The sequence below is a fragment of the Coprococcus sp. TF11-13 genome (assembly GCF_003481085.1).
Lineage (GTDB): Bacteria > Bacillota > Clostridia > Lachnospirales > Lachnospiraceae > Coprococcus > Coprococcus aceti.
On record NZ_QUKK01000006.1, the window covers coordinates 73,209 to 89,222 of the forward strand.

Annotated in this window: 13 protein-coding genes; 2 read left to right on the forward strand and 11 right to left on the reverse strand. The window is 45.9% G+C overall.

Going from position 1 to position 16,014, the window contains the following annotated elements:
* Positions 1–33 precede the first annotated feature (33 nt).
* The 5 genes from DXD11_RS10610 to DXD11_RS10630 form a co-directional block, all read right to left on the reverse strand.
* Positions 34–1,608, reverse strand: a complete 1,575-nt coding sequence (locus DXD11_RS10610; protein WP_015534629.1) for an ABC transporter substrate-binding protein — start codon at positions 1,606–1,608, stop codon at positions 34–36.
* Between the two features lie 26 nt (positions 1,609–1,634).
* Positions 1,635–2,984: an aspartate aminotransferase family protein gene (locus DXD11_RS10615; protein ID WP_118016940.1), complete on the reverse strand. Its 1,350-nt coding sequence runs from the start codon at positions 2,982–2,984 to the stop codon at positions 1,635–1,637.
* 336 nt (positions 2,985–3,320) lie between these two features.
* Complete coding sequence (gene fabF, locus DXD11_RS10620) at positions 3,321–4,556, reverse strand: beta-ketoacyl-ACP synthase II (RefSeq protein ID WP_022216985.1); 1,236 nt, start codon at positions 4,554–4,556, stop codon at positions 3,321–3,323.
* 123 nt (positions 4,557–4,679) lie between these two features.
* Positions 4,680–5,930: a glycoside hydrolase family 3 protein gene (locus tag DXD11_RS10625; protein ID WP_117550190.1), complete on the reverse strand. Its 1,251-nt coding sequence runs from the start codon at positions 5,928–5,930 to the stop codon at positions 4,680–4,682.
* A gap of 20 nt (positions 5,931–5,950) precedes the next feature.
* Positions 5,951–6,286, reverse strand: coding sequence for a cupin domain-containing protein (locus tag DXD11_RS10630; RefSeq protein ID WP_022216987.1), 336 nt, complete (start codon positions 6,284–6,286; stop codon positions 5,951–5,953).
* 322 nt (positions 6,287–6,608) lie between these two features.
* Here DXD11_RS10630 and DXD11_RS10635 point away from each other — a divergent pair, with 322 nt between their 5' ends.
* Positions 6,609–6,902, forward strand: a complete 294-nt coding sequence (locus DXD11_RS10635) for a helix-turn-helix domain-containing protein (protein ID WP_015534624.1) — start codon at positions 6,609–6,611, stop codon at positions 6,900–6,902.
* Positions 6,903–7,004: 102 nt separating this feature from the next.
* On the opposite strand, the gene fabG is transcribed toward DXD11_RS10635, so the two are convergent.
* The 5 genes from fabG to DXD11_RS10660 form a co-directional block, all read right to left on the reverse strand.
* Positions 7,005–7,745, reverse strand: coding sequence for a 3-oxoacyl-[acyl-carrier-protein] reductase (gene fabG / locus DXD11_RS10640; protein ID WP_055224018.1), 741 nt, complete (start codon positions 7,743–7,745; stop codon positions 7,005–7,007).
* Entirely contained in the window at positions 7,738–8,661 is a 924-nt protein-coding gene (fabD, locus tag DXD11_RS10645; protein ID WP_015534623.1) for an ACP S-malonyltransferase, read from the reverse strand. The genes fabG and fabD overlap by 8 nt, the downstream gene beginning before the upstream one ends.
* Positions 8,662–9,237: 576 nt before the next feature.
* Entirely contained in the window at positions 9,238–9,471 is a 234-nt protein-coding gene (acpP, locus tag DXD11_RS10650) for an acyl carrier protein (protein WP_022216990.1), read from the reverse strand.
* Between the two features lie 110 nt (positions 9,472–9,581).
* Positions 9,582–11,936, reverse strand: coding sequence for a hypothetical protein (locus DXD11_RS10655; RefSeq protein WP_118758364.1), 2,355 nt, complete (start codon positions 11,934–11,936; stop codon positions 9,582–9,584).
* Positions 11,937–11,993: 57 nt separating this feature from the next.
* Positions 11,994–14,111, reverse strand: a complete 2,118-nt coding sequence (locus DXD11_RS10660; RefSeq protein ID WP_118758411.1) for an efflux RND transporter permease subunit — start codon at positions 14,109–14,111, stop codon at positions 11,994–11,996.
* Between the two features lie 182 nt (positions 14,112–14,293).
* On the opposite strand from DXD11_RS10660, the gene DXD11_RS10665 reads away from it, so the two are divergent.
* Complete coding sequence (locus DXD11_RS10665; RefSeq protein WP_118649611.1) at positions 14,294–14,926, forward strand: TetR/AcrR family transcriptional regulator; 633 nt, start codon at positions 14,294–14,296, stop codon at positions 14,924–14,926.
* A 510-nt stretch (positions 14,927–15,436) separates the two neighbouring features.
* Here the strand turns inward: DXD11_RS10665 and DXD11_RS10670 are convergent.
* Positions 15,437–15,988, reverse strand: a complete 552-nt coding sequence (locus DXD11_RS10670; RefSeq protein WP_022216994.1) for a metallophosphoesterase family protein — start codon at positions 15,986–15,988, stop codon at positions 15,437–15,439.
* Positions 15,989–16,014 lie beyond the last annotated feature (26 nt).

Here is a 16,014-nt window from a genome sequence, read left to right on the forward strand (position 1 = left end):
CCCTTTTTGTGAATCTAATATATTGCTATGCGCTTACTCTTTTGTGACATTTGTGAAGATATAATCTGCACCACTTGTGTACTCAAGACCTTTGACATTTGATCTTACTCCGAAGATAGTCATGGACTTGATGATAGGGATATCAGGCATCTCCTCTGCCAGGGCCGGAAGGTACTCGTCCTGAAGGATCTGCTTTCTCTTATCTGGGTCTGTCTCAGTTGCGAATCTGTCCATGATGTCCTGAAGCTCTGCCGTAGGCTCATAGTGGCTGATTCGACCTGCTGCATACCATGAATTCAGCTTCAGCTCAGGCTCGATACCTGATGGCTGCCATCCACAGTCGATCATGTAGCAAGGAGTTTCTTCATATAACACATCGCCCCATGATGAAGTATCAAGTGGAACGACCTTACAGTTGATACCGACAGCCTGTAAACAAGCTGCAATGTACTCGTAATATTCCTTTGTCTTAGGGTAAAAACCAACGGATGTGTAGATGTTGAGCTCTGGAAGACCCTCGCCATTCTCATAGCCGGCTTCCTTCAGGCACTCTGCAGCCTTCTCAGGATCGTACTCGCCGACACCACCTACAGCCTTGTAGCCCCATATAGTTGAGGAGATAAAGCTGTCTGCCTTCTCTGCATATCCGCCAAATATATCATTTACGATTCCGTCATAATCGATCGCGTAGGCTATCGCCTTTCTGACGAGCTTCTCATTCATAGGCGGCATCTTGAACTTTGGAATAAGGTGCTTACACTCTGTGGTGAGGAACTTGTCAACCACGATATTGCTGTCTGACTCAAGCACAGACACCGCATCGGAATCAACACGCTCGATGACATCGGCCTCACCTGACTGCAGTGCTGACAGACGTGTTGTGGCATCCGCAACGTACTTGTACTCGATCTTCTTTATCTTAGGAAGAGTTCCCCAGTAATCGTCGAACAGCTCATATGTCGCTGTATCGTTCTCAAAGCTTACCATCTTGTATGGGCCGGTTCCGTTGTATCTCTTATCCAGAGTGTTCTCAGGATCTGCAAGATCGTCAGCGGACATTATCGGAGTTGAACAAAGCATGTTGACCAGAGAGCCAAGAGGCTTTCCCGATGCCGGAGTTATGGTAAATGTATAATCGTCGATGACCTTACACTTTAACTCATCTGCCCACCATGAACCGGATACGTTCTGTGAGCTTGAATATGCCTCACATGATGCTGCGGCATCCTCTGCGGTAAAGTCTGAACCGTCGTGGAACTTTACGCCCTCACGGAGCTTGACCGTCAGGACTGTCTGACTGTCGTCATATGACCACTCAGTAGCAAGATTAGGCTGTGGCTCCTGTGTCTTCTCATCCATGACCAGTAGATGTTCCAGAGCTATGGCCTCTGCGTGAAGCATCATCGTGGAAGTGTGCTTCAGTGGGCTGAGTGATGCCTGCCAGTTCTCTGCTCCCAGGATCACCAGTGTGTCCTTGTCCGTCTTGGACTCAGAGCTTGTTGTCACTGCCTGTGTGCTCCCATCTGTACTTCCTCCAGAGCTTCCACACGCAGTCACCGTAAGTGCCAGCGCGGCTGCCAAAAGTATTGAACAAATCTTCTTTTTCATAATTCTTCCTCCTTTTCGTGTGTTATCTATGACTCAAGCTGATGCAGACATTTATCGAGGGTTGATGCTATCCAGTCGATATCGCACTCCTGGAATGCCATAGGCGGACGAAGCTTTAAGACATTTCCATAAGGGCCTGCAACAGAAGTCAGTACATTGTTGTCTCGCAGAAGTTCGATGGCATCCAGTGCCTTCTGCTGATCCGGAGTCTTCTTGCCGTCATTCTTCGCAAGCTCAAATCCAATGAACAGGCCTGCGCCTCTGACGTCTCCCACAGAATCAGGATGTCTGTCCTTTACCTCCTGCAATGCTTTCAGAAGCTTTGCACCGACCACCTTGCAATGCTCCTGCAGCTTTTCTTCTTTTATGACATTAAGCACAGCCTGTGCGGCTGCGATAGCCACTGGATTTCCTCCAAATGTATTGAAATATGGAAGTTTGTCGCTGAATGCGGCGAGCACCTCATGCTTGGCGGCAAGTCCTGAGATCGGAATTCCGTTACCCATAGGCTTTCCTGTTGTCACCATGTCAGGTATGATTCCATGTCTGGCAAATCCCCAGAACGCATCTCCCGTTCTTGCAAATCCCGGCTGTACCTCATCGGCGATGAACACACCGCCATTCTTATGAACCACGTCGATGGCCACCTTCAGGAAACCGACCGGATTCGGATGTACTCCATCTGATGAGAATATAGAATCTGCAAGGAAGCATGAGAACTTATATCCTGCTGCCTCCAGCTCATCGATCTTCTTCTGCATCTCTCCTGAGTACCATGCGGTGAACTCCTCAGGTGTACAGCCATGTCTGTAATAGTCAGGTGTCTCAATGAGTCTTACATTCGGAAGCAGTGGCTGCTCACTTCCAAGAGCCGGTGAACATCCCGATGTCAGAGCACTTGTTCCGTGGTACGCCTCCCTTGAAACTATGATTCCGGTGCCGCCCGTGTATTCCTGTGCCACTCTAAGTGCCAGGTCATTTGCCTCAGAACCGGTACACATGAACATTATCTTGTCTATCTCGTCCGGCATCATCTTCAGCAGATCCTCACTGTAATCAATGATCCTCTCATGCAGATAACGTGTGTGGGTATTTAAAAGCTTCATCTGCTCTGTAACTGCCTCGACCACAGCAGGATGGCAATGACCGATTCCTGCCACATTGTTGTACATGTCCAGATATTTATTCCCCTCTGCATCCCAGAGGTACTGTCCCTGTCCTCTCACAAGGTTGACCGGCTTTCTATAGAAAAGTCTGTATGCGCCACCCATCCATTTCTCACGGCGGTTTATCATATCCCTTGTCGTGTTACTGAGCAGTGAACTGTAGTCATCACTGTAGCTGTTAGTGTCCATAATGCTTGATTTAGTAGCCATATTCCACCTCCAAAAGATTTCCCTGTTAAAACAAAAGGGGCACAGAGATGAAACTTTACAGTTCTATCTCCGTGCCCCTTTGCACTCTAAAATCAGATACGCGCTTCTGTTTTGCTTTGTATCATAGCCACGCCATGTGGGATTGTCAACACATTTTGTGGGTTTTTCTGGTTTTCATTTGTTTTTCATGTTTTTTTGTGTTGTTTTGTGGTTTTATTAGTTTATGTCCCCCAAATATTTATTTTATTAACCTGGGACAGCGCACAAAAAAACATCACCCCTGTGTCTGAAGTGATGTTTTCCTGTTATATGTAATTATCAGTAATCCTGCCTGTATTATGCCTCGAACTTCTTCACAAGTATACTTGCGTTGTGTCCGCCAAATCCCAGTGAGTTGCTGAGCGCATATGTAATATCCTTGTGTACACCCTCGCCCATGGTGTAGTTGAGATCCATCTCACCCTCTGTCTCGCGGAGACCAACTGTTGGATGGATGTATGAATCCTCTATGGACTTCACACATGTTATGAACTCAACTGCTCCGGCAGCTCCAAACAGATGTCCTATCATGGACTTTGTGGAATTGATGTTCACGTTGTATGCGTCATCGCCCATAGCATACTTGATGGCTCTTGTCTCAAAGAGGTCATTGTGATGGGTACTTGTTCCATGTGCGTTGATGTAGTCAACGTCAGCAGGTGTGATTCCGGCCTCCTCCATGGCAAGCTTCATGGCACGTCCTGCACCACTTCCGTCCTCCTTAGGGGATGTGATGTGATATGCATCACAGGTTGAACCATATCCGACTACCTCAGCCAGGATCTGGGCACCTCTCGCCTGAGCATGCTCAAGTGACTCAAGTACAACAACTCCTGCGCCCTCTGCTATTACGAATCCACATCTGTCCTTGTCAAATGGTATGGACGCTCTCATAGGATCCTCTGCACTTGAAAGTGCTGTCATTGAGATAAATCCTGATACATTTGTCTCACAGATAGGTGACTCTGCACCACCTGCAACCATGACATCGGCCTCTCCTGCCTGTATATATCTGTAAGCCTCTCCTATAGAGTTTGTTCCTGTGGCACAGGCTGTAACTATGTCAGTACATTTGCCCTCAAGGCCAAACTGTATTGCAACATTGCCCGCAGCCATGTTGGATATCATCATAGGAACCATCATTACACTGACTCTGTTCGCTTTGCCCTCTACAACCTTCTTGTGCTCCTTCTCTATGGTTGCCACACCGCCAAGTCCGTTTCCTATACATGTTCCGATCCTTGTTCTGTCTTCCTTCTCAAGGTCAAGACCTGCATCCTTGATCGCCTCGCCTGTAGCTGCTATGGCATACTGACAAAATGGCTCCATACGTCTTGCCGCCTTTGGATCCATATACTGCTTTGGATCAAAGTTCTTCACCTCAGCAGCAAGCTTGCACTTGTAATCGCTGACATCAAACTTTGTGATCTCTCCGATACCAACTGTATTCTTCTTTATATTATCCCAGAATTCTTCTACACTGTTTCCTATAGGTGTCACAGCACCCATGCCTGTTACAACTACTCTTTTCATCTCATACCTCGTATTTTTCATTCTATCTGCTGACAGTGCATTTTTGCACCCCAGATAAAAATAATTTTACCACAATGTAATATATATAACAAGGTTAAATAGTTTTGATTACTACATAGTTTGCTATTTGAGCAGTCCGCGGCTCTCCTTCAGGGTGAGTATCCTTCGGACGCTCTCGTCTATCCTGTCCTCTGACAGCTCGCCGTCCGCCACTGCCTGTTCTATGGAATTCACCGCCGACGCCATATCCTTCGGCTGCAGTATCATATCCATTCCGGCTTTTACCGACATCACTACCGCATCATCCACACTGTAATTGTCCGCTATGGATTCCATCTCAAATGAATCGGTTATGGCAACTCCTTCAAACTTCAGTTCATCCCTGAGAATACCGGTCGCTATCTTGTATGAGAGAGTGGCTGGAACCTCGTCTATATCCGGGACGATCAGATGTCCGACCATGACAAATTCTGCCCCCGCCTCTATACCCGACCTGAACGGCTGCATCTCATCCGCCATAATCTCTTCCTTTGTTCTATGCACATAGGCACTGCTATAATGTGAGTCCTCCGCCGTGTCTCCATGCCCCGGGAAATGCTTCAGGGTGCACATGACTCCTCCGTCGTTGAAGCCCTTCACTGCATTTCCAACGAGCTCTGCCGCCTGAGCGTAGTCATCACTGTATGCGCGCTCGCCGATAACCGTATTGTCTGGGTTCGACCACACGTCCGCCACCGGCGCAAAGTCGAGATTGAAGCCAAGCGCCGACATATCATTTGCTATGGTGTATGCGTTCTCATATGCCGTTTCGTCTCCGTCGTCCTTGTAATAGTACATGGAGCCTATATATGTGGTTCCGACAGTATCCATCAGGCGGTTTACCACGCCGCCCTCCTCGTCGGTCGCCACAAATAATCCTATACTGCTGTACTTCTGGGAGTTGTCGATCATCTCCTTCACCTGATCCTGACTCTCAAGGTTCTTCGCAAAGTACACGATACCGCCAACAGGATAATTCTCCAGAGCCTGTCTGGTCGCATCCCCTGCCACTGTCACGCCGTCCTCTCCCGTGAGCTCCTCCGGAGTCACAAACATCATCTGACAGACCTTTTCATGAAGCGTCATCCCAGCAAGTGTCTCATCCACCAGACTCGGCTTCTCCTCCTCGGTCACCTCCGTCGTTTCCTGGCTATCCGCGGTCTGCTCTTCTGTCGTAGTTCCGCTCTCCGTGACATCAGCAGCTACGCCTGTATTTCCATTGTCATTTTCTACGTGGTCCCCGGCTTTCCCCGCGCTGCCTCTCAGCATGAAGATTCCCCATATTCCGGCTGCCAGACACACCATTACGATCAATAACACAATTGCTTTTTTCATTGGTTTTCTCCGTGATTCAATTACAACTGGAACACAACCACCAGAAGCATCTTGAACTGCTCCTTGCCGTATACGGCATGTGGATGCTTTGCAGGCATTACTATTGACTCGCCCTCGTGGAGTTCATACTTGACACCGTCTATTGTCACCTCGCCCACACCGTCAAGGCATGTCACAAATGCATCTCCGTCAGACTCGTGTGTGCTGATCTCCTCATCCTTGTCAAATGCAAATAAGGTTATACTCATGCATACATTCTGGGCAAGTGTCTTACTTACGACCTGTCCCTCCTGATATGCCACCTGATCCTTGAGCTTAAGTACCTCTGACTGTGCGATATTCTTCATGATTCCCATGTTCGTTACCTCCTGATATATTCTGATATATTGTTCGCTTATAGTATTATTCCACTTTTTAGTATTCTAGTATGTTGAAAAATCAACGTACTAGAATTGTTGTAATGATTTATTATGACATTTGTACGAATCAAAACAACCTGGCATGCACACATTACTATCAGAGTACATCTGATCAATAACAAATGCCCAAAATATGACAAAAAAAGCCATTTTTCTATTATAAGTATAGTTTTATCTTTTGTAAACCCAATACCATTCAGCTATTATTAATTAGTGAGGGTCACTACGTTTTTTTGGATTTAAAGGAGCTCTGATTATTATGATAGGTGAACAATTAAGAACACTGCGCACCGCGAACAAGATGACACAGAAAGAGCTTGCAGGGGAGTTATCAGTGGCATTCCAGACTATAAGCAATTGGGAGAACAATTCCATCGACCCGTCTGTGAGCATGATTCTCCGCATCGCTGAATATTTCAACTGCTCCACTGATTATCTTCTCAAAGGGGATGATTCAAGTGCCAAGTATATTGATACAACCCAGTTGACAGAACATCAGCACGCACAGCTTCTTGGGCTTGCAAAGGAATTCTCCAAACTGAACAAGAAATAAAACATAACTTTATAATGTTCATATTACAGATACAGGGTATCACAACATTGTTGCGATACCCTGTTTTCTATTTGTATTATTCCAGATCGTGATCTGTATATTCTACAGGCTCATGCCACCGTCAACCTTGATGACCTGACCTGTTATGTATGATGCCTTATCTGAAGCAAGGAATGCTGCTGTCTCAGCGATGTCTGATACTTCACCAAGTCTCTTGACTGTGATATGGTCAAGCATAGCCTCCTTTGCCTTGTCTGAGAGTGCATCTGTCATGTCTGTCTTGATGAATCCAGGAGCGATGGCGTTCGCTGTGATTCCACGGCTTCCGAGCTCCTTGGCTATAGACTTGGTGATACCTATAACACCAGCCTTGGATGCTGCGTAGTTCACCTGTCCAGCATTTCCCTCTATACCTACTACGGATGACATGTTGATGATACGTCCGTACTTCTGCTTCATCATGGTTCTGTACACATGCTTGATACAGTTGAATGTACCCTTGAGGTTGATATTGATAACATCGTCGAAATCAGCCTCCTTCATTCCAAGTACAAGATTGTCTCTTGTGATTCCCGCATTGTTCACGAGAATATCTATTCTTCCATATGTAGCAACTGCGAACTTCATGAGTGCCTCAGCCTCAGCGAAATCTGCCACATTTGCCTTGAAAGCAACTGCCTCTCCGCCTGCTGCCTTGACCTCCTCAACCAGGCTGTTTGCGCGCTCCTCTGAGCCATTGAAGTTTACTACTACCTTTGCGCCGTATCCGGCAAATGTCTTTGCTATCTCACGTCCGATACCTCTTCCGGCACCTGTTACCACTGCTACCTTGTCCTTAAGCATTCAGTTCCTCCAATTTCGCTAAATCGTCTACAGTTGCAATATTTATACTCTTTACCTCTCTGTTGATCTTCTTCATGAAGCCTGTGAGAGTCTTGCCCGGGCCGACCTCGATAAATGTGTCAACACCGTCAGCTATCATGTTCTCTATTGTCTGCTGCCATCTTACTGATGAGTACACCTGTCTCTTCAGAAGCTCTTTTACCTTGGCTGCGTCTGTGATCTCCTCTGCGTCTGCATTGCAGTAGTAAGGAGCAAATCCCTCTGCAACATCCACGCCCTGAAGGAAGTCATAAAGCTTCTCTCCTGCTGGAACAAGCATCTGTGAGTGGAAAGGACCACTTACGTTGAGTGGGATAACTCTCTTGGCTCCAGCCTCTGCAAGTGCTGCTGATGCTGCCTTAACAGCCTCTGCCTCACCTGATATAACGATCTGTCCAGGACAGTTGTAGTTTGCTATCTGTACCTTGCCAGGTGTGTTCTCACATATCTCGGCAATCTTGTCAGCGTCCATTGCTATGACTGCTGCCATTCCGCCCATTCCGAGAGGTACTTCGTTCTGCATGAGGATACCTCTTCTTCTAACTGTCTTGATGCCGTCAGCGAGAGTCATGGCTCCTGCTGCAACAAGTGCGCTGTACTCACCGAGTGAGAGTCCTGCAAATACATCAGCCTTGAGACCTGCGTTCTTCAGGTGCTCATATATGGCAACCTCTGCAGCAACCATGGCCGGCTGTGTGTACTCTGTCTTGTTGATGTCATCGTTCTCCTCGAAACAGATCTTCTTAAGCTCTATATCCAGAACGTCATCTGCCTCGTCAAATACCTTCTTGCTGTCCTCAAAACTGTCATAAAAATCCTTTGCCATGCCCACATACTGTGCGCCCTGACCTGGGAATATAACTGCTGTCTTACCCATTTCTTTTTTCCTTTCTTTTAACCTTTATTTTCTATATTTATATCTATCCTGCCACTATGCAGGCTTTTGAAATCACAAGTCATTTGCTATTATATGCCATGCCTCGCAAAATCGCAAGGTCAAGATGCCGCATGTGCGTTTAATGACGCAATCATCTACCGAGCAAGCTCGGAGATGATTGTGTCGCACGGCTCACGAATACTATGTGCGTTAATACCCCAGGTTGCTCCGCACTTCGTGCTCCCGCAACCTGACGCAGTACATTCACACTCCGGCCTGCCGGCCTTCGGTGTTTCATGTACCGCTTAACCGCCAAATGACACCGACATCTACCGAGCAAGCTCGGAGATGCCGGTGTCGCTTGGCGGTGTATTAACGCACAAAAAAAGCACATGCCATCAAGCCCCACGGCTCAAAGCATCTGCTGTAAATAAACTCTCATATAATATATATAACCTTGGATGGTCAGTCAGGACTCATGTCCTGGCTGGCTACCAAAGTTATGTCATGTCCGATACATGACAACTTTGAATAACAAATGTATTCAAAACAGTCCAATCTGTTCAGTTAGCAATATTACTCCTCAACACCCTTGCTCTTAAGGTAGTTAAGTACGTCCTCAAATGTAGCTACGTCATCGAGCTCCTCAGCAGGGATCTCAACATCGAACTCATCCTCAAGCTTCATAACGATCTCGTAAAGATCAAGTGAATCAACACCAAGATCATCCTTGAAGTTTGTGTCAAGCTTCATCTCGTCCTGTGAAACTCCTAACTGCTCCTCGAATATTGCCTTAACCTTATCAAACATGTTCTAATCCTCCTAAACTATAGTAAATGTTACCATTATCCTCACGGACGCTTATACTATAACCTAAGGCTACAGTAAAGTCAACACGAAGATTTTCATTGTTTTTTCGCTTATTTTTCAGCGTCAGACTTGATCGCACCTGTCTCATATATGAACTTAACTGTGCTCTTTGTACCATCGATCGTACCTGTGAAACTTGTGTAAGTTGTATCGTCTGAGAAGAGTGCCTCTATATAATCAATGTCTGCCTGATAGTTGCCTGCAAACAGCTTTGTGATCTTCTTGATACCCTCTTCGTTGAACTGCTTCATTCCATCGCTGAGAGTCTTTGAACCTGTTACAAGCTCCTTTGCTCCGTCATCCAGAGTCTTGCTTCCGCTGTCAAGCTGTGATGCTCCATCACTGAGGGTCTTTGCTCCTGCTGCGATCTGGCCTGCACTTGAATCAAGAGTTCCTGCCGCTGTCTTTAACTGGCTGCTTCCATTTGCCAGTGTTAAGCTTCCCTGATACAGTGTGTTCATATTTGTTGATATTGTAGCTGCTCCATCGCTGAGAGTCTTTGTACCCTTCTTGAGTGCTGCTGCACCACTTGAGAGATCTCCGGTTCCCTTTGCGATTGCCTTGACACCTGCATATGCGGAATCGATTCCTGTTGAAATGCTTGAAGCACCGTCACTGATGGTCTTGAGTCCTGTTGACAACTCGCCCATCTTGGTATCCAGTGTCTCAGCACCCTGCTGTAATGCTGTTATCTGTGCTGTTGTCTCCTCTGAAGTCAAAGTAGCTGTGAGGGTCGTTCCTATCTGATCGATCGCATTGAGAGCACCCTTTGCCTTTGCAAGGCCTGTGTACTGTGCAAAATATGCATCGTATGTTCCATCGCCCTTTGCCGCATCCAGAGTAGTCTTACCTAATGCAAGTGCTCCTTCAAGCTGTGACATAGCCGCATCTATTCCGGCCTCGCTTGTTATGGAACCGCCGAGCTGGCTGTATACATTTGACTGAGCCTGGCTTACGATCTGTGATGGCATTCCTGTCAGCATGGTGATCAATGTGTTCACACCATTATTGAGCTCTGTAGCGCCCTTTGCAAGTGCCTGTGAACCTGCATATGCATTGCTTGCTCCTGATGCCAGTGAGCTTGCGCCCTTGGAAAGTCCAGGATTGCTGTCCGTTCCCTCAAAGCCTGCCTGAAGTTCCTTTGCACCACTGTTCAGCTTGTCAGCTCCGCTCTTGAGTGTGCCAACGCTTGTATCGACTGTCTTTGCTCCTGTTGCCAGTGTCTTTGCACCATCGTTGAGAGCTGATGAACCATCCTTTATAGACTTGATTCCATCGTCCAGAGTTCCCATGGCTGTTGATATCTGTGAAGTACCTGCTGCAAGCTGGCTTGTGTAAGTCTCAAGTGAAGCTGCACCGTCTGCCAGTGTGTCAGCGCCCTTCTTCAGTGAGTAAGTACCATCCTTCAGAGTCTCCAGACCATTTGTGATCTTTCCTGAACCCTCCTCGAGCTGATCTGCAGAATCACCGAGCTGATCTACGCTGTCTGTGAGTGAGCTCACATCTGCCTTGTCCTTAACCTCGTCTATGGCATCCTCTGCGCTTGATCCGAGAAGGTCACTTGCTGCAACCGTCATGGTCATTGAGAGCTCGAAGTCTGTGACATCCGCTGTAACCTCAACATAATCAGGTACATCTATGTTATCAAGTGCTGTCTCTATCTTGCTGTCATTTATACCATCCTGTAAGCACTGCTTGAATCCAGGAACTGCATATCCGACTACGATCTGGTTGCTTCCCTCTGAGATGACCTTACCATTCTCAACCTGAACGTTTGAGAACTTATCTACAGGAAGGATCATTCCTGAGAGCATTACAAATGGTGAGATGACCTCTGTATTCTTGCTGTCCACTGTGACTGTCTTCTTGGTGTTGTTGGTATAATCAAATCTGATGGTGACCTTACCGCTCTTGCCTGCAAGCTCTGAAGGCTCTATCTCCTCGCCGTCCAGCTTGTATGTTACCTTTACGTCAACAGGGAGCTCCTCATTTGACTTGCCCTGATAGTAGATATCTGATCCATTTGCAGCCCATGTTATAGTGCCATCGCCGTTGTCCTTGTATTCCTCATAGCCCTTCACGTTCTGGATGTCTGTGAGGTTTGTCTTGTCGTTGAGTCCCTCTGCACCGTCTGAGTTCTTCAGCCATGTGCTGACTGTAACGTCATTTGCATTTCCATTTGCATCGGCAAGGACATATACTGTCTCTTCCTTGTCTGCGTCAGATGCGCCATCCTTGGATATCTCAGATGTAAGTGCATCCTGAAGTGTGTCTGACTCGCTCTCGGTTGTAGCCTCGGCCTTGTCTGAGGATGAGCTGTCATTTGTATCTCCGCATCCTGTTGCCAGTGATGCCATCATAACTGCTGATAATGCAACGCATATATATTTCTTCCATTTGATCATATTATTACCTCTTTTCATAGATTACAAAAGTTCCGTAGTTACATCTGTTTATAACTGCTATACCTGAGTGGCTGCAGTGTCCTCATCGCTAACCTTCGCTGATGGTCCATCCATCAGGTTCTTCCTGTATCTGAACATGATGACCTTATCGAAGAGCATCAGTGCTGATGGAAGCATCAGGATAACTGCACACATACTTATTAGTGCTCCACGAGCCATAAGTGTACACAGCGCGCTGATCATATCTATATCTGAGTAAAGACCTACGCCAAATGTTGCAGCGAAGAATGAAAGTGCACTGACAACTATAGACTGTACTGACTCCTGGCATGCTGTTGCCACGGCGTCAAACTTTCTGTATCCGTTCAGTCTGTTTCTCTTGTACTTCGTTGTCATCAGTATGGCGTAATCAACCGTCGCGCCGAGCTGGATAGTACCGATAACTATTGAAGCTATGAACGGTATCTCTGTTCCGGTGAAGCATGGGATACCCATATTGATGAATATCGCAAACTCTATGACTGCCACAAGTACGATTGGCAGTGATATTGAACCGAATACACAGAGGATGATAATGAATATCGCTCCGATGGATACTGTACTTACAGATGCGAAATCCTTATCTGTTATAGTGATAAGATCCTTTGTACAAGGAGCCTCACCAACCAGCATGTTCTTCTCGTTGTATGAATCGATGGTATTATCGATCTCTGTACACTGATTGTTAACCTCATCTGAAGCAACCTCGTACTCTGATCCGACGAGTATCAGCTGCCAGTCATCGCTCTTGAGCGCCTCTGTGACATCTGAAGGTATGAAGTCGGTTGGAATACCTGCTCCAATGATGCTGTCAAGTCCGAGACAGAACTTAACTCCATCGATGTTCTCGATATCTGACATCATGTTTCTTGTGTCCTTGTCACTCTGATCATTTGTGACAAGTATCATATGTGTTGAATTCATGTTGAATGCCTCAGCCAGCTCTGTGTTGGCCTGAACACTCTCCAGGCTGTCTGGAAGTGATGAATCCAGCTTGTAATAAACCTTTGTATGATTGTATCCGTATATTGCAGGGATCAGGATGATCACGAACAATACAAGGAATACTTTGTAGTGCTTAGCTATGAATTTTCCTACTCCCTTGAACTCTGGAAGTATTACTCTGTGTGTTGTCTTCTCTATCGCCTTGTCAAACACAAGGATGAGTGATGGAAGTATCGTTACACATGCGATAACTCCGAGTACGACACCCTTTGCCATGACGATACCAAGGTCAAGTCCGAGGGTAAAGCTCATGAAGCACAGTGCAACGAATCCGGCAACTGTTGTTATGGAACTTCCCACAACTGATGATATTGTCTCTGCGATGGCGTGTGCCATAGCCTCTTTCTTATCCGTGTATTCCTTCTGCTGTGCCTTGTAGCTGTGCCACAGGAATATGGAGTAATCCATTGTAACTCCGAGCTGAAGTACCGCAGCCAGCGCCTTTGTTATGTATGATACCTGACCCATGAAGATATTTGATCCAAGGTTGTACACGATCGCCATTCCTATACTTGTAAGGAAGAGTACCGGGATCATGATAGAGTCCATTGTGATCGCCAGGATGATACTACTCAGGATAACCGCTATAAGTACGTATATCGGGGTCTCCTTCTCTGACAGCTTCTTGGTATCGACGACAACCGCTGACATACCGGACAGGAAGCACTGCTTGTTTGATATGCTTCTTATCTCCTCGATGGCATCCATTGTGCCGTCCGCCGATGTGGTATCATCAAATATGATGGCCATCATTGTGGCATTCTTTTCGTCATTGTTAAATGCATCATAAAGGCTTTCAGGAAGCATATCCTTTGGGACTGACAGGTCTGCAAAGCTGTCATACCATATAACCTTTGATACATGGTCTACTTTTTCAATCTTTGATTTCAGTGCGGATACATCTTTGTCTTCCATCCCCTCTACCACATACAGTGAGAAGGCTCCTGTACCGAACTGGTCAACCAGTATATCCTGACCTTTCATGGTCTCGATATCCTTCGGAAGATATGACAGAATATCGTAGTTTACCCTGGTCTTGATATAACCGTATGCCGCTGGTATGAGAAGAACTAAGCTGAGAATCAGTATTACGACCCTCGCACTTACTATCTTTTCTCCTAGTTTTAACATAGCCATAACATCTCCTTTTTCTATTCTGTGGTGGATTATACAACCTGATATTTCTTAAATAAACTACCCAAAATACGAAAACGTTTACATTTTGTTACAAATATGCTAATCTGTAACAAACGTTTGAACACATATTCAAAATTGATTATAAACAAATTATAAACTGAGGGAGGTTTGGGAAAGTGCCTAATCCAAGCGAGGAAAAGACTGAAGATAAAATTATCAAAAGCTTCAAAAAGCTTGTAAACGAATATTCCTTTGATAAGATCACTGTCACGATGATCGCTGAAGACGTCGGAATATCAAGACCGATATTCTACAGACATTTTAAAGACAAATATGAGCTGATGGATTACATGCTCTACAATGAGGTGACCAAGGAACTGGAGGTACTGCTTGAGCACAACATGATCCTTGAGGCCATAAAATATCTCTTCACACACATTATTAATGAAGCGAAGCTTTACAGAAAGCTTTTTGAGACAACCGGGCAGAACAGCTTTGAGCAGGTCATGATCGAACAGTTCACCAGTTTCTTCAAAGAACACCTGAAGATATTTGACACGGATCAGATTCCTGACAATCCTATGCTGTCTCCTCTTATTATATGTAAGTATCTGGTAATGGGTCTCACCGTTGCCATCAAGGGATACCTGAACAGCCCGGAGATCACGAGTATCAACGTGGATCAGGCTGTGGAGGCTTATTACTTCCTGGTGTCACACTCCATATTCGAACTTACCAAGGAGAATTTCCGGCCGAAGCTGTTCCAGGCGGTGGATCGAAATTACATTACGCTGCCTCCCAAGAATTAACTGCCGGACGCCCATGGGTGCTGAGACGGACGCCCATAGGTGCTGACGAGGGATTGTGCCCATCCGGGAAAGCGCAAAAAGCCTACACGGTGGTGTTGAAAATCACACTTGACTTCTTCCTGCCTTGGCATTTTCTATCTGCATGCGTCTCCGACCTCGATAAGGACGTTGAGGTCTGCGACTTAGCAAGAAAATGCCAAGGCAGGAAGGTCTGCGCTACCGATTTTCAACACCACCGTGTAGGCTTTTTATTATGCTTTCCCGGAGGTAATCTACTTTTTCGTTAACACCTATGGGCTGGTTTTTTATAGCATTAAATTACACTATATATCATTTAATATTTTCATAATTATACAATTCCTCCTTATTCCTTCTTTTCCGTTTACTTCTATGTTTTCGCTACATGATGCATTCTGATTTTACTTCCGGCAGTTATTGGAAGCATGTGGAATTACAAAACTTGAAAATACAGGTTGCCAGTTACATATACATACGTCCTTATACCTCTTATCATTTAGCCTCTGACTGTAATCTGGCTTGATATATCTCGTTATTTCGGATGATCTCGTCAGCGGTGCACGGCATGTAGTTGTTGATCATGCAGCCTACATTGTAAGCACGTCCCTGGCCGGTCATGAATCTGTACACTTCAGGACTGCTCTTGTGGATATGTCCATAGAAATGGTATGCCCCGCTTTTCTTCTTATTCCACTCAGCTATCGGAAAGTGACACATAACTATCAGCTTACCTCTGTCGCTCACATAGTCCATCTTCTGTATATCGTCGAAGTAGGACTGCAGCTTCTCACTTCCCATTATTACCTGATCGTGATTGCCAAGGATGAGGCGCTTGTGTCCTTTAAGTCTTGCAAGGATCGGCTCCGGATCTTTCAATTTAAAGCAGAAATCCCCGAGAATATACACTGTATCATTCTTTCCTACCCTGCTGTTCCAGTTATGTATCATTCCATCAGCCATATCATCCACATCTGTAAATGGTCTCTCATCAAATTTTATAGCATTTGCATGTCCAAAATGAAGATCTGACGTATAAAATATCATACAATATCACCTCTCATTCCTACTCA

Coding starts and splice junctions, on each gene's coding strand:
- DXD11_RS10655 (WP_118758364.1), bottom strand. CDS start 11,936: ATGATCAAATGGAAGAAATATATATGCGTTGCATTATCAGCAGTTATG.
- DXD11_RS10625 (WP_117550190.1), bottom strand. CDS start 5,930: ATGAAAAAAGCAATTGTGTTATTGATCGTAATGGTGTGTCTGGCAGCC.
- DXD11_RS10670 (WP_022216994.1), bottom strand. CDS start 15,988: ATGATATTTTATACGTCAGATCTTCATTTTGGACATGCAAATGCTATA.
- DXD11_RS10610 (WP_015534629.1), bottom strand. CDS start 1,608: ATGAAAAAGAAGATTTGTTCAATACTTTTGGCAGCCGCGCTGGCACTT.
- DXD11_RS10630 (WP_022216987.1), bottom strand. CDS start 6,286: ATGGGAATCATGAAGAATATCGCACAGTCAGAGGTACTTAAGCTCAAG.
- fabD (WP_015534623.1), bottom strand. CDS start 8,661: ATGGGTAAGACAGCAGTTATATTCCCAGGTCAGGGCGCACAGTATGTG.
- DXD11_RS10635 (WP_015534624.1), top strand. CDS start 6,609: ATGATAGGTGAACAATTAAGAACACTGCGCACCGCGAACAAGATGACA.
- fabG (WP_055224018.1), bottom strand. CDS start 7,745: ATGCTTAAGGACAAGGTAGCAGTGGTAACAGGTGCCGGAAGAGGTATC.
- DXD11_RS10660 (WP_118758411.1), bottom strand. CDS start 14,111: ATGTTAAAACTAGGAGAAAAGATAGTAAGTGCGAGGGTCGTAATACTG.
- DXD11_RS10615 (WP_118016940.1), bottom strand. CDS start 2,984: ATGGCTACTAAATCAAGCATTATGGACACTAACAGCTACAGTGATGAC.
- fabF (WP_022216985.1), bottom strand. CDS start 4,556: ATGAAAAGAGTAGTTGTAACAGGCATGGGTGCTGTGACACCTATAGGA.
- acpP (WP_022216990.1), bottom strand. CDS start 9,471: ATGTTTGATAAGGTTAAGGCAATATTCGAGGAGCAGTTAGGAGTTTCA.